Source organism: Haloarcula sp. CBA1127, assembly GCF_001485575.1.
Taxonomy (GTDB): domain Archaea; phylum Halobacteriota; class Halobacteria; order Halobacteriales; family Haloarculaceae; genus Haloarcula.
Window position 1 is genome coordinate 1,525,418 of record NZ_BCNB01000006.1, and the last position, 14,128, is coordinate 1,539,545.

The 14,128-nt window shown below is 64.0% G+C and carries 12 protein-coding genes; 6 read left to right on the forward strand and 6 right to left on the reverse strand.

Features of this window, described 5'->3' with window-relative positions; all coding sequences use genetic code 11:
* Positions 1–9 precede the first annotated feature (9 nt).
* Positions 10–669 (forward strand): TVP38/TMEM64 family protein, encoded by a 660-nt coding sequence (locus AV059_RS12340; RefSeq protein ID WP_058994794.1) that lies wholly within the window; start codon positions 10–12, stop codon positions 667–669.
* Here AV059_RS12340 and AV059_RS12345 read toward each other — a convergent pair.
* The gene (locus tag AV059_RS12345; RefSeq protein ID WP_058994796.1) at positions 647–3,226 is read right to left on the reverse strand and encodes a PAS domain S-box protein; all 2,580 of its coding nucleotides are present in this window, start codon (positions 3,224–3,226) and stop codon (positions 647–649) included. The two genes, AV059_RS12340 and AV059_RS12345, sit on opposite strands and share 23 nt — an antisense overlap.
* A gap of 46 nt (positions 3,227–3,272) precedes the next feature.
* Positions 3,273–3,395 carry an HVO_2523 family zinc finger protein gene (locus tag AV059_RS22980; protein WP_004591539.1) on the reverse strand — a complete coding sequence of 41 codons (123 nt, stop codon included), beginning with the start codon at positions 3,393–3,395 and terminating at the stop codon, positions 3,273–3,275.
* Between the two features lie 105 nt (positions 3,396–3,500).
* Between AV059_RS22980 and AV059_RS12350 the strand changes: the two genes are divergently transcribed.
* Together AV059_RS12350 and AV059_RS12355 are read left to right on the forward strand one after the other, a co-directional pair.
* The gene (locus AV059_RS12350; protein WP_058994799.1) at positions 3,501–5,021 is read left to right on the forward strand and encodes a sulfite oxidase; all 1,521 of its coding nucleotides are present in this window, start codon (positions 3,501–3,503) and stop codon (positions 5,019–5,021) included.
* 43 nt (positions 5,022–5,064) lie between these two features.
* Positions 5,065–5,355 carry a hypothetical protein gene (locus AV059_RS12355; RefSeq protein WP_005538095.1) on the forward strand — a complete coding sequence of 97 codons (291 nt, stop codon included), beginning with the start codon at positions 5,065–5,067 and terminating at the stop codon, positions 5,353–5,355.
* An 84-nt stretch (positions 5,356–5,439) separates the two neighbouring features.
* Here the strand turns inward: AV059_RS12355 and AV059_RS12360 are convergent, their stop codons facing one another.
* Positions 5,440–8,538: an adenosylcobalamin-dependent ribonucleoside-diphosphate reductase gene (locus AV059_RS12360; protein ID WP_058994801.1), complete on the reverse strand. Its 3,099-nt coding sequence runs from the start codon at positions 8,536–8,538 to the stop codon at positions 5,440–5,442.
* Positions 8,539–9,102: 564 nt separating this feature from the next.
* Between AV059_RS12360 and AV059_RS12365 the strand changes: the two genes are divergently transcribed.
* From AV059_RS12365 to AV059_RS12375, 3 genes are all read left to right on the forward strand, one after another.
* Positions 9,103–9,663: a J domain-containing protein gene (locus tag AV059_RS12365; RefSeq protein ID WP_058994803.1), complete on the forward strand. Its 561-nt coding sequence runs from the start codon at positions 9,103–9,105 to the stop codon at positions 9,661–9,663.
* A 37-nt stretch (positions 9,664–9,700) separates the two neighbouring features.
* Positions 9,701–10,384, forward strand: coding sequence for a phosphoglycolate phosphatase (locus AV059_RS12370; RefSeq protein WP_058994808.1), 684 nt, complete (start codon positions 9,701–9,703; stop codon positions 10,382–10,384).
* Between the two features lie 278 nt (positions 10,385–10,662).
* Positions 10,663–12,294 carry a GTPBP1 family GTP-binding protein gene (locus AV059_RS12375; protein WP_058994810.1) on the forward strand — a complete coding sequence of 544 codons (1,632 nt, stop codon included), beginning with the start codon at positions 10,663–10,665 and terminating at the stop codon, positions 12,292–12,294.
* A 15-nt stretch (positions 12,295–12,309) separates the two neighbouring features.
* On the opposite strand, the gene AV059_RS12380 is transcribed toward AV059_RS12375, so the two are convergent.
* The 3 genes from AV059_RS12380 to AV059_RS12390 are packed head-to-tail and all read right to left on the reverse strand — an operon-like array spanning position 12,310 to position 14,100.
* A complete protein-coding gene (locus AV059_RS12380; RefSeq protein ID WP_058994812.1) occupies positions 12,310–12,804 on the reverse strand; it encodes a hypothetical protein in 495 nt (164 codons plus the stop codon).
* 6 nt (positions 12,805–12,810) lie between these two features.
* Entirely contained in the window at positions 12,811–13,743 is a 933-nt protein-coding gene (gene mch, locus AV059_RS12385; RefSeq protein WP_058994814.1) for a methenyltetrahydromethanopterin cyclohydrolase, read from the reverse strand.
* A 24-nt stretch (positions 13,744–13,767) separates the two neighbouring features.
* Positions 13,768–14,100: an MTH1187 family thiamine-binding protein gene (locus tag AV059_RS12390; protein WP_058994816.1), complete on the reverse strand. Its 333-nt coding sequence runs from the start codon at positions 14,098–14,100 to the stop codon at positions 13,768–13,770.
* Positions 14,101–14,128: the final 28 nt, after the last annotated feature.

The window sequence follows — 14,128 nt, forward strand, 5'->3', positions numbered from 1 at the left end:
ATTGGGTAGATGGACCGCCTCGCGAAGCGACAGCTGATCGGGACCGCCGGACTGGTGGCAGTCGTCGCTATCGTGACGACGCTGCTTACACCCGAGCGGGTGGTGGCCCAGCTGATGCACCTTGCTGACCACCCTGTCTACCTCGCGGGTGTCATCGTCGGACTGTATCTGGTCCGCCCGTTCTTCGCGTGGCCGACGATGCCGCTGTCCGCGTTCGTCGGGTTCGTCCTCGGCATCAAATACGGCTTCCCGGTCGCACTGATGGGCGCACTCGTCACCTGCCTCATCCCCTACCGGTTCGCACTCCGGGCCGGCGAACAGGGGGGGATGTTCGGCTGGCTGGGGGACTCAGGCCGGCGGATTATCGAGGTGACCGGCGAGACACGGGGCGTCCTCGCGGCGCGACTCTCACCGGTGCCCGCGGACCCCGTCTCCTATGGGGCCGGGTTCGCTCGCGTCTCGCCGCGTTCGTTCGCTGTCGGGACGTTCCTCGGTGAGATTCCGTGGGTCGCGGTCGAGGTCACCGCCGGCGCGTCACTGCGGTCGCTAACGCTCACTGGCCTCACCGTCGACGCACTCCCGCACGTTCTGCTGTTCTCCGCGGCACTGGCCGTGCTGGTGCTTGCGGGGCCGGCCTACCGCCACGTCAACGCTCCGAACTCGTCGTAAACTCGAACCGCGCGCCGCCGCCGTCGCTCTCTGTCACCGACACTGACCAGCCGTGAGCCTGTGCGACCTCCCCGACGATTGCCAGCCCGAACCCGGTTCCGGTATCGCTTGTGGTGTAGCCCCGTTCGAACACGTCATCTCGCTCTTCCGGCGGAATACCAGCGCCGTCGTCGGCGACATAAAATCCGGTATCCATTGTCCCGACGGAGACTGTGATCGGGGCCGCGTTGTCCGCGCAACGCCCGTGCTCCTCCGCGTCGTCGGGCTGCTCCTGGTCGCTTGCGGACCCATGTTCCACACTGTTCCGGAACAGGTTCTCGAACACCGCACGGAGCCGTGCCGCGTCAGCTTCGACCGTCGCTGTCCCGTGTTTTTCGAGCGCGGCTTCACCGGTTTCGACATCGGCCCAGGCCTGCCCTGCAAGGGCGGCGAGGTCAACCATCGTCGTCTCGCCGACCGTATCGCCCTGTCTGGCGAGGGTCAACAGATCGTTAATGAGTTCGTCCATCCGCTCAGCCGCGGACTCCGCCGCTTCGAGGTGCGATACGTCTCCCGACGACCGAGCGACCGATATCCGCCCTTTGACCACGTTCAGCGGGTTTCGCAGGTCGTGGCTGACGACAGATGCGAACTCCGCGAGCTGTCGCTCTCTCTCTTTCCGGTCGCTGATATCGCGGATGACGCCCGCTGTACCGTTGAACTCCCCGTCCGCGGCCGGAAGCAACGCGATATGGATCTCGATAGGGGTGTGCTCCCCGTTCTGGTCGACGATATCCGTTTCGAAGGTCACGTTCTGCCGGGTCGGGTCAGACAGCATGGTCCGGATGAGGTCGCTGCCGCGGTTGATGTCCTCGCCGGCCATGATCGTGGAGATGTGCTCACCGATGAGTGCATCCGGTTCGAACCCTGTTAGTCGCTCTACCGCCTCGTTCACGTAGGTGAAGACGCCCTCGTCGTCGAGGGTGTACACCGGGTCGCCGACGGCCTCGATGATCGTCTCGTAGCGTTCGAGTTCCCGCTCGCGTTGCTTTCGCTCTGTCGTCTCGCGCATCACGCCGACTGACCCGTCGAAGTTCCCGTCCTCGTCGAACAGCGGTGCGATCCTGTCCTCGTTGATCCGGACTGTCCCGTCAGCGGATATCGTCCGCATCTCGTAGGCAGCCCACATCCGCTCGTCGTCGTCGAGCAGGTCACAGATGAGTGCTGTCGCTCTTTCGACATCCGTCTCAGGCATGAACCGGGACGGCTCCGAGCCGATGATTTCCGAGCGGTCGTACCCCAGATGGGCGGCCATCGCCTCGTTTACCATCTCTACTGTCCCGTCAGTATCGAGGACGTACATCGGGTCCCCGACGTTTTCGACCAGCGTCCGGTACTCCCTGAGCTCCCGTTCCCGGCGTTTCCGTTCAGTGATATCCCGGCCGATACCGGCAATCCCGAACAGGTCTCCGCGCTCGTCTTCGATGAGTGAGCCCTTGAATTCGTACTGGAGCGTCCTGCCGTCAGCCGTCTCGACTCCTGCCTCGATAGTTCCGTACCCCGTCTCCAGCGTCTCCTCGAAGGTACGCCATAATTTCTCGTGGTCGGAATCCACGATGAGTTCCCCAATGGCCATCGACGCTAACTTCTCGTTTGTGTAGCCGGTCACCGACGAGACGGTGTCGTTCCATCGGACCAGACTGCCATCGGGACCGACAACGTAGAACATATCGTCGACGGAGTCGATGAGCTTCTCGGTAAATGCTCGCTGATTCGCGAGCTCCCGTTCGCGCTCCTCGCGCGCGGTTACGTCGGTGATGAACCCTTCGAGGATTTCGACGCCGTCGTCGTCAGTGCCGACGACGCGCCCGCGCTCCCACATCCAGCGAGTTTCACCATCGGCCGTCTCGATCTGGTAGGAGACTTCGAACGGCTCGTCGGCGGCGATACAGGTCTGGACCGTCTCCCAGAGACGCTCCGTCTCGGAATCCTTGATCAGCGTGCCCCAGGAGACATCGCCGCTCTCAAGCGCCCCCGAACTGTAGCCGACTAACTCCGTTGCACCGTCGCTGACGAACTCCATCGGCCAATCAGGCTCGTTCCGGGCGCGATACACCATCCCCGGCAGATTCGAAATGAGCGTCGACAGCATCCGCTCGGACTCTTCGAGCGCGGCCTTGGCCCGCCGTTCCCCGACAGCCCGTTCGATACGGTTGGCAAGGACGGTGTACTGGTCCGTCCCGACTCCTTTCTGGAGATATTCGGTGACGCCGGCGGAGATGGCATCACTCGCGATTTCCTCGTTTCCTTTGCCAGTAAAGAGAATAAAGGGTAGCTCCTCGTACTCCTCGCGGACGACCTTCAGGAATTCGAGCCCGTCCATGCCCGGCATATCGTGATCGCTGACGACACAGTCGAACGTGCGCTCGGACAATCGCTCTAACCCATCTGCCGCACTTCGCTCGGTACAGACGGAGATATCGCCCTGTGTTTGCTCCAGATGGACCGCAACGAGATCGCCGAGGTCGGGGTCATCGTCGACGTGCAGCACCGAAATTTCTTCCCCGTGACCACTCATACCACTCTTTTCATCGTTCCAAGATAATAAACCCGTGAGCGTCTCGTCAGTAGAACGTATCAGCGCAGTCGTACACGACGCCGTGTTCCGGACAGACGTACTTGCAGTGTCGGTGGTACATCGCCCGCTCACAGAGCGGGCAGGGCCGACCGCCGGGCTGCTCGTCCATGATTCCGTAGAGCAGCCCCGCTCGCTTGTGTCTTCCGGAGTTTCGGAACGGATTCTAGCCGAAATTGGAACAATCCCTTTTGCGGGGTAGGCCCTCGATTGAGCCATGACTGACGATCTCCTCGACTCGCCCGGCGGTCGGCTGCTGGTCAGCGTCGCCGCAGCCGTCGCGGGCCTAGCCGGGTCCTACGCAGTGACCGGCTACGCGCCCGCGTTCGTCGCCTCGCCGATTGAGCGGGCACTCGCGCGGTCGATGCCGGGTATCGTCGTCTCGACTGCCATCTCGACGCTCGGTAGCCTCGGCCAACAGCTCAATCTCCTGCTCGCCATCGGACTTGCGGGGCTGTTCATCGCGCTGGCAGCCAGGGCAGCAATCCTCACCGGCCAGTTGGCGAACAATCGCGCTCTCCCGCTCGTCGGAACGGCTGTCGTGACCTGGGCCGTCAGCGTGGTTCTTACCGGTAATGTCGTCCTCGCCGCTGGCCCAGCAATTCCCGCCGCTGCTGTCGTCGGACTCGCACAGGTCCTCGACGGCTTCGGTGGCCCCACGTCACCGATCTCCTCGAAACGGCGGCGGGCGCTCTCGACGGTCGGCGCGGCCGTCGGCGCGGCGACAGTCGGTTACACAACCGGCAACCAGCGGTCTGCCGGCGCGACAGGTGACGATGCGCCCGCACTCAACGCGCCGGGGGCCGATCTCGACGATGTAGACGAGAAGCTCGCCGTCGCAGCGGACTATTCCCTGGGCTTTGACGATATCGACCCGCTGGTCAGCGAGAACTTCTACGAGGTCGACATCAACTCTATCGACCCGGAGCTGTCGGCCGCGGACTGGTCGCTCTCCATCACCGGCGCTGTTGAGGAGGAGATCACGCTCACCTACGCGGACCTGCTGGAGATGGACGCGGAAAACCGATTCGTCACACTCCGTTGCGTTGGCGAGAGTCTTAATGGCTACAAGACGGATACCGCGCTGTGGACCGGCGTTACGGTCGACAGCCTCCTCGAGGCAGCCGGCATCCAGAGCGGCTGTGAGTGCGTCATGCTCCGCGCCGAGGACGACTACTACGAGGAGTTCCCCATCGACGCGCTCCGGGGCGGGATGCTCGCCTACGGCATGAACGGCAAGGTCCTCCCGCGTGGCCACGGCTACCCCGTCCGAGCGCTGGTCCCCGGCCACTGGGGTGAGGTCAACGTCAAGTGGCTCTCAGAGATCGAGGTCCTCGACGAGGAGGCCGAAGGCTACTGGGAGAAACGCGGCTGGCAGGGAACCGGGCCGGTGAATCCGGTCGCCAAGCTCCACCACGAATCGATGCTTTCGGACGGCCGCCGACGCATCGGCGGCCACGCCTACGCTGGCCTGCGCGGCGTCCAGCGCGTCGAAGTCTCCACTGACGGCGGCGAGACGTGGGCGGACGCAACGCTCTCGGACCAACTGCCGGCGGCTGACGGTGACGGCCCCGCCGAGGACGCGTGGCGACAGTGGGAGTACATCTACGACCCACCGTCCGGCGGCCACACCGTCACCGTCCGGATGGTCGATCAGCGTGGCGAGGTCCAGCCGGAAACGGAGACTGACTCGTATCCCAGCGGTGCCTCGGGCTGGGTCTCCAAACAGTACTCGTAGGGCAAAGCGAGCGGCACATACCGCTGTAGTCGCTACCGTGCGTATGGACGAGACGATTGCGGGCGAGGTAATCCACGTCGTCCCGCCGGCCGACCACGAGGACTACGACTTCGAGCCCAAGATGGCGTCGCTCGCTGAGTCACGCTACGTCATCGTCTGCCGCAAGGGCGGGAAGCCGTCGTGGCTCGAACGGATCGTGGCATTTCTCCGCCGCCAGCCCATCGAGCCGGTCACGCTCGTCGCAGATTCGGCGGCCGAGGAAGGAACAGAAGTCACCGCGACTGTCGAGGAAACGACGATTACCGGCGTGTACGACGTGACGGAATTCCGGTAGCCAGCCCTCAGCGAGTTAGCGCACAGCGAAAAGAACGACCTTCAGGCGCGGTGAAATCCGAATCCGCGTGGTCAGACGACTACGTCAGCACTCGGACCAGCCACAGGACTCGCAGGTCTTGCAACCCTCTGAGTAGTACAGCGACAGCGAGCCACAGTCAGGACACTCTGGGCTCTCGCCGGCGTCGATGATGTCCTGTTGGTCGCCACTCGTGTCGGATGCGGCGGCTGCGCCGCCGTCGGTCTGCGTCTGCGTGGCGGTCTCGCCTTCAGCTTTTTCGGCGGTTTCCTCTAGCGTGGTCTGGTCGGGGTAGGCCTTGTCGACATCGCCGTCGAGGTAGCGACGGAGAGCCGTGCCGATGGCGTCCGGGATGGACTGGATCTGCTCGCCCTTGTCCCAGGCGACCTTCGGCGACCGGATACCTTGCAGTTCGTCGGCGATTTCCTCTGGGTCGACGCCCGAGCGAAGTGCCGTCGAGATGGTCTTGGCCAGCGCCTCGGTGAAAGAGGCGGTGAAGCCGCCGGAGTTGCCGATGTTGGCGAACAGCTCGAACGGCCGGTCGGCCTCGGGGTCCTCGTTGATGTTGACGTAGAGCTTCCCGTAGCCGGTGTCGATGCGCTGTGTCACGCCGTGGAGCACGTCGGGTCGGGTCTGCTTCTCGGCGTACTCGGCGTCTCCGTCGGCGACACCCAGCACTTGCTGGATGGAGTCGTCGATGGCGGCCTGGACGGCCTCGTCCTCGAGGAAGCCTTCGATGCCGCCGAAGACCTCCTCGATCTGTGCGACGATCTCGTCAGCGTCCATGTCCGAGAACTCCGTGTTCTGGGCGCGCGTGGTCAGCACCTGCTTGCTGCGGGTGCCATCGCGGTAGTAGGTAACGCCCTTGCCGCCGTGGTCGTAGATGTACTCGAACACTTCGGCGGCGTCCTCGGTCGTGGAGTCGTTCGGGGCGTTGACCGTCTTCGAGATGGCGGAGTCGACGCCCTCCTGACAGGCCACCTGAATACCTGCGTGCTGCTTCGCCGAGAGGTCGCCCGTCGTGACGAACAGCTCGCCGATGGCATCGGGCACGGTCGTCAGCCCGTCGACGCCGTCGAACTCGTTGTTGGCCATCTGCTCCTGGGCCTCCTGTTTGACGGCTTCGACGTCGATGTCGTTGTCCTCCAGCGCACGGAGGAAGTAGTCGTCGAACTCCACAAGCATCTCGTCGCCCTGTACGTCGTCGGAGACGTTCTTGTAGTAGGCGACGTTGTAGATCGGTTCACACCCGCCGGTGGTGTTGCCGATCATCGAGGTCGTTCCGGTCGGGGCGATGGTCGTGGTGTTGTGGTTGCGGATGGGGTACCCGTCTTCCCAGTCCGCCGCGTCCTCGCCGGTCTGCTTCTCGAACCAGTCGGAGTAGTCTGTCGGGTTCGCGTACTTGGAGTTCTCCCATTCAGTGAAGACGCCCCGTTCCTCGGCGAGTTCGTGGCTCGCGGCCTTCGACCCGTGGTTGATGTGGCGCATCGTCTGGCGGGCGATTTCGTTGGCCTCCTCGGTCCCGTAGGCGACGCCGAGCTGGATGTACAGCTGGGCAAGGCCCATGATACCGAGGCCGATTTTTCGCATCTCCCGGACCTTCTGCTCGATCTTCTCGACCGGGAAGTCGGACATCGTAACGACGTTTTCGAGGAAGCGGGTGCCGAGTTCGATGCGTCGGTCGAACTCCTCCCAGTCGATGGCGTCCTCGAGGAACGCGTCGATAGCAGCTTCCGTCGAGTCGTACTCGTCGGCGTGGGCCTCCGACCAGACGCGCCAGTCCGGCGCGTCCGTGGCGGCCAGCGTCGAGAGGTTGATGTGCCCGAGGTTACAGGCCTCGTACTCCTCGAGGGGCTGTTCGCCACACGGGTTTGTGGCGAGGATCTCGTGGTCGGGATGCTCCTCAACGTCGAAGGAGTGCTGCTTGTTCACCCGTTCGAGGTAGATAACGCCGGGTTCGCCGTTCTCGTGCGCGCCCTCGACGATGTCGTCCCAGAGTTCCTCGGCCGGAATCGAGAGCTCTTCGCCAACCTCGACGTGCTCGCCGAGGCCGAACATGTCGTACAGTTCTTTCGTCTCTTCGGTGGCGATATGTGCTTCGCCTGTCCGTGGGTTCGTGAAGGTGAACTCCTCACCGGCCTTCAGCGCCTCCATGAAGTCGTCGGTGACGCCGACGGAGATGTTGAAGTTCGAAAGGTGACCCTCGACGGCGTTTCGGAGGTGCTTTGGCACCTGACCGTCGTCGTCAATGAGTTCCCGTGCTTCCTCCAGCGCCTCGGCGAAGGAGTTGTGCGTGAAGTCGTCCGGGTCGTTCAGGCGCAGCGTCTCGGCGAGCGAGACGTCCTTGTTCTTGGCGTGGATGAACTGGATGACGTCCGGGTGGGAGACTCGCATGACACCCATCTGTGCGCCACGGCGGGCGCCGCCCTGCGCGATGGTCTCGCACATCTGGTCGTAGGTCCGCATGAACGTGATGGGACCGGAGGCGATGCCGCCGGTCGAGCCGACGGGGTCGCCGTACGGGCGGAGCTTCCAGAACGCATAGCCCATGCCACCGCCGGACTGGAAGACCTGCGCGGCCTCCTTGGCAGTCTGGTGGATGTCGTCGATGTCGTCGCCGGGAGAGTCGACGAAACAGGCGGAAAGCTGCTGGAGTTCGTCGCCGGCGTTCATCAGCGTCGGCGAGTTCGGCATAAAGGAGAGCTGCTCCATCTGCTCTTGGAAGGCGTCGGCGGTCGATTCGACGTGGTCGCGGACACCTTCGGGCAGTTCCGGCACGACCGTCTCGTAGGCGAACTTGTTGACGTTGTAGACAGAGAGTTCGGTCTCGACGTCGTCGTCCACGGACGTTCCTTTGCCGAACACCTCGTCGGCGAGTTCGTCGCGGCGCGGGTGGTCGGGCTTCAGCTGGTCTGGCGAGACGTGTACGTCGACGTCCTGCTTGTTGGCCTCGAACACAGCCTCAGCGAGCGCGATGTTCTTTGCGACACGGTCGAAGAGGTCTTCGGGTCCCTCGATGAGGTCCCCATTAGCATCCTTCCGGAGGTAGCGAGCCGGGAGGATGTTGTGGTAGGCGTTGCCTGTGAGTCGCTCTTCGATAGTGTCACCGTCAGTACGTTTGATCGGGAGCGTAATCTCGTCAGCGGAAAGGTCGCTGTTACTCATCGCCCGCTCCTCCTCCCGACAGCGGCCGTCTGTCGGTCGATACCCCTCGTCGTAGCTACCCGTGATCCTGTCATTTCTGGCGGCGAATACGTAGTCATCGATAGCGTTTAATCCTTCTTGTCTGCGATTCGGCGGCGGCCGTAGCAATCTCCGGAGTCATGGCTACGGTACTCGACGAACTGTGCTGGTGACGCGTGAAACGATAGCCGCGTACAACGGAATAGATGCCGTCGTTTCTCCTTAATACTGTCCAGACCGAGGTGAAAGTGAAACCCCGACCCTGTGAACCACCAGACGTGAGTGAGATATCCAGTAGAAACTGGCGGGGGTTTGCGGGTGATGATATACGCTCGCTAACAGTGCGTAGGGATGTAATAAGGCTGTGTCAGACGCGCCGCCGTAGTGCGGTTTTGACAAAACTGGTCTGTCAGTCCGTGCGGTGTCGATATCGTGTGGCCTGTGCTCTATTTCATCCGGGAAAGTGCCCGCTATCTAGTTCGAGAGTGGACTGGGTGGAAGGCGGGAGGCGGGACGCTTACAGGTCTGTGGACCGAAGGAACGTGCGTGCAGTACGATGGGCTCACCAAGGGAATCGCGGTGGTGTTCGGAGGCCTGACAGTCGTCCTGACGGCGGTGGGCCTCGTGATCAATCCTGCGGTGCTTTTTCTGGCACTCATGTTCGGGGTGTCGACGTATTTCATGTACTACCACCTCAGCGGGAAGATGGCTGCAAGCCTCTACGAGCGGGTCGAACGACAGGCGGCACAGAACACGGGGAACGCCCGCCGTGGGGGGTTTGGGGCTGGCCCGCGGGAGGAATGGGAACCACCGCGGGACGGCCGCCGAGCGCGCCGCTCGCGAGCGTCGCAGGGTGGCCAACGTCGCCGACAGCGACAGCGACGCCAGACAGCCGGCGACCGGCAGCGCCGACAGCGCGTCCAGTCGTCGGGACCGAGTCCGGCGGAGGCCTACCGGCGGCTGGGCCTCGATCCGGACGCCGACCAGAGTACTATCAAACGAGCCTACCGGGAGAAGGTCAAGGAGGTCCATCCCGACACCGACAGCGGGAGCGAGACGGAGTTCAAGCAGGTGCAAGCGGCCTACGAGACGCTGACCGACGACTGACCGCAATTCCCATATACGCCGCTCCGAACCCGAACGTATGGACAGCGACGCACCTCCCCTTATTGTGGATATCGACGGGACACTGACCGACGAGAGCCGAGCGCTTGACCCCCACGTCGTACCGGTCCTCCGCGAGTGGCCTGCACGTGTCGTCATCGCGACTGGGAAAGCGATGCCGTTCCCGATTGCGCTCTGTGAGTTTCTCGGTATCGAACGGACAGTCGTCGCCGAGAACGGCGGCGTCGTGTTCGTCGAAGCGACCGACGAACTCAGGCTGGAAGGCGATCACGAGGCGGCGCTGGCGGTCGGCGAAGCCTACCGTGATCTGGGCCACGACCTCGGCTTCGGGCAGGTCGACCTGGCGAACCGATGGCGCGAGACGGAACTCGTCGTGTCGCTCGACCAGCCGCTCGAACCGCTGGAGGAACTGGCCGCGGCACGCGGGCTCGTCGTCCTCGACACCGGCTTCGCCTACCACGTGACGGACCCGGTCGTCGACAAAGGGACAGGACTCGAAGCGGTGTGCGCGGAACTGGATCTGGAGCCGGCAGAGTTTCTGGCGGTCGGCGACTCGGTGAACGACGCCCAGATGTTCGACCTGGCCGGAGAGGCCGTGGCCGTGGCCAACGCCGACGAGTCGGCGCTCGAACGGGCCGACCAGGTGACCGATGCGAGCTACGGTGACGGCTTTCTCGAAGCGGTTGCGCCGTATCGGGACTGACTCCACCCATTTGGTGTTTCCAGTTGCTGTTGGAACTGTCGCTACCTGGACTGGCGAACAGGTGACGCCATCGACAGCCCCGACTATCCACGGGGCGGCGTCACACGACCGCAAACCCCGTTTAGCGGCTCAGTCCACGAGCGGTCTGGCTTCGCCTTTAGGTATACATATCCGTCCGGTCGCTACTGTGAGAGACACACTCAGCCACCGGATTCAGAAGGTCTCTGGAGCCGTAAATCCGGGGAAGGCTTATATCTGCCCCACAGTAACGGGAGGATATGAGCCCCGACCGGGCTGTCCTCCGGCGCGCGCTTGACCGCGGTGAACGGGAGGGCGGCAGCGTCGAGTTCAAAGAACGGCTCACCGAGAACCTCCATCTGTCCGAGGGGCGACTCGAATCCCTCGCGGCACAACTCCGCCACCGCGTTCTCTCCGGAGATGGGGAGGCAACGTACGTCGTCGGCGTCACCGACGACGGCGGTCTGGCCGGCATCTCGCCGGCGGAGTTCTCAGAGTCGATGGACGTACTCAGCCTGCTGGCAGAGGAGGCCGGCGCACACATCGAGGAGGTGAAAACGTGGGGCGTCGACGGCGTCTCAGACGACGGGGCGACCGACACAGACGGTATCGTGGGTGTCGCGACGGTCTCTGAGGGGTCGGTCCTCGCGGACGACGACCACATCGTCGTGGGCACCGCTGGCCACGTCGACCACGGCAAATCCACGCTCGTGGGGTCGCTGGTCACCGGTGACGCCGACGACGGCGAAGGTGGGACACGCGGCTTTCTCGATGTCCAGCCTCACGAAGTCGAGCGGGGACTGTCCGCGGACCTCTCCTACGGCGTCTACGGCTTCGACGACGACGGCGAGCCGATCCGCATGGACAATCCCCATCGGAAGGATGACCGAGCGCGAGTCGTCGAAGCATCCGACCGGCTCGTTTCCTTCGTCGACACTGTGGGCCACGAGCCGTGGCTCCGGACGACGATCCGCGGCCTCGTGGGACAGAAGCTCGATTACGGCCTCCTGACCGTCGCGGCCGACGACGGGGTGACCGAGACGACGCGAGAACACCTCGGTATCCTGCTGGCGACGGACCTCCCGACGATTGTCGCCATCACCAAGACCGACCTCGTCGACGGTGAACGGGTCGCCGAAGTCGAACGCGATGTCGAACAGGCACTGCGGGAGGTCGACAAGACCCCGCTTCGGGTCGAGCGCCACGGCGTCGACACGGCTATCGATGAAATTTCTGAGACCGTCGTTCCCGTTGTTACCACCAGCGCCGTCACGAAGGAGGGGCTGGACGCCCTCGACGAGATGTTCGAGGCGTTGCCAAAGACCGCCGGCGAAGTGGGTGACTTCCGGATGTACGTCGACCGGACGTACAACGTCCAGGGAGTCGGCGCGGTCGCCTCCGGCACCATCAAATCCGGCGAGGTCGAGGCCGGCGACGAGCTGTTACTCGGACCGATGCAGGACGGGAGCTTTCGCGAGGTCGAAGTGCGGTCCATCGAGATGCACTACCACCGGGTTGACGAGGCCAAGGCCGGCCGTATCGTCGGCATCGCGCTGAAGGGTGTCCGCGAGGCGGACATCGAGCGCGGGATGGTCCTGCTGCCGAGCGACGCGGACCCGTCACCGGTCCGTGAATTCGAGGCCGAGGTGATGGTGTTGAACCACCCGACTCGAATCGGCGACGGCTACGAACCTGTGGTCCACCTCGAAACGGTCAGCGAGGCCGCGGCCTTCTATCCGGAAGGCGGGCAGTTGCTTCCGGGTGACGCCGGCAAGGCACGCGTGCGGTTCAAGTTCCGCTCCTATCTCGTCGAGGAAGGCCAGAAGTTCGTCTTCCGCGAGGGGAGTTCGAAGGGCGTCGGAACCGTCACCGACATCGACCCGGTTGAGTAGCGGCCCGTCGTTTCACTACTCTTCGTTGTTTCCGGTCGGCCGTCTGTACCCGTCATCCGTTTTCTCGGCAAGTCCGAACAGCACGGCCCACTCCAGTAGGTTCACCACTCGACCCCGCCAGATGGCTTCCCAGTCGGTGTGACGTTCACGCTCCCAGCGGGGAATCTCCTCTCTGAGAGCATCGAATGCATCGTCAGTGTCCACCGGCTCCAAACCGAGCGCGGCGAGGAGCACGTCGACGCCGAAGACCGATTCCTCGAAGGCTGCCGCGAGGTCCGCCCGGTCGGGGTCGGTCCTCGTCCGGTAGTAGCCCCGGTCGCTCTCACCGACCAGTCCCAGCGCCTGCAGGAAAACCAGATATTTCCGGGCCGTTTCGCGGTCGGACACGTCGGTCGCTGTCTGGATAGATCGACAGCAATCGTCCTCGCTGTCAGGGACAAGCGGAAGCGCCTCTCTTGCGGTTTCCAGAAACGAGCGCGAGCGGGCCGGCGGCGCGACCTTGTAACGCATACCCGATTACAGGCCGAAGCTCTCGGCTAACACGCCCTCGCTCGTCTCGCCGACGACGTGCGTGTCGCCACCGACCACGTCGATAGTGACCGCGGCGGGGCCGAACAGTTCGACGGGGAGCTCCGCGAAGTCCCAGTCGACGTCCTCGAAGACGCCTTCCATCGGCTCGCCGTATTCTTCGGCCGCGACGGACGGCACCTCGTCGAAGCGGTCGAAGGACTCGTCGACGGTGAGGTGGACCTCGCTGCCGTAGGCGAGTGCATCTGTGGTCCGAGCCATCGCAGTCGCTTCGTCATCGGCGACCGGCGCGACCGGCGCGCGGCCGCTGGCTGACAGCACCGACACTGGGTCGAAGCCGAGTTCGGCCAGTCGGAAGACGGCCAGTTCGGCGGCTCGGGCCGCGGCGACGACGCTCCCGGTGACACTCGCCGTCGCGAACGACGGCAGGAACACGCCGGTCTCGGGGACGCCGGTGCGCTCGGCGACCTGGCTCGCGACGGCCTCGTCCGGCAGTTCGTCGGTCTCTAGAGCCAGCACGGCGAAGTCAGCGTCCTCGCGGTAGCCGATGCGCTGGAAGGCTTCCTCTTCGGCAACGAGTGCGCGTGCGGGGCCGCTCCCGAGCGCCTCGAAGTCATCGGTGGCCAGCTCCCAGCCGCCCTTCTGCGAGCACAGCAGGGCCAGTGCCGGGTGGTCAGTCGACAGTTCGACGTGATTCAGCGGCGCGCCGCTGATGGTGTCCATCGTTGACTGGACCGTCGCCAGCCCGGCCGTCTGGATTTCCGCGAGTAGCATGCCGGCCTCGACAGCTCCGGGGACCTCGACACCGAAGTCCAGCACCGCGGCATCGCCCTCCAGCGCGTGTACGTCTATCGTGAGCTCGTCGGCGAAGTCGATGGCCTCGTCTACGAGTTCCGTGGCCATCCGATTGAGACTATCCATACGCCGTCTTTGGCACCCTTCCCTTTAATCTCCGCCTTCGGCCGCGTCGCTTCTGGCCGCCCGACCCAGATGCTCCTCGACGGCGTCGACCTTATCTCGCGCCTGCTGGTCAACGGTTCGCTTGTCGTCGATCTTCAAGAACGTACTCACGCGGTCGGTCTGCTCGCCGACAGCCTCGTGAGCCGCGTGGGTGGCCGCGAACAGTTCCTCGCTGTCCTCCGCTTCGATGATGGTCCCCATCGGCGTCGTCTTGTACTCGACGTCGAACGCCTCCAGCGCCGCGACGGCGTCAGCGACGTACGACGACATACTACCTTCGATGACCGGTGCGACCGAGAGAAACCCTATGCAGGTCATACTGATTCCCACGTGCGCCCGCGACCTA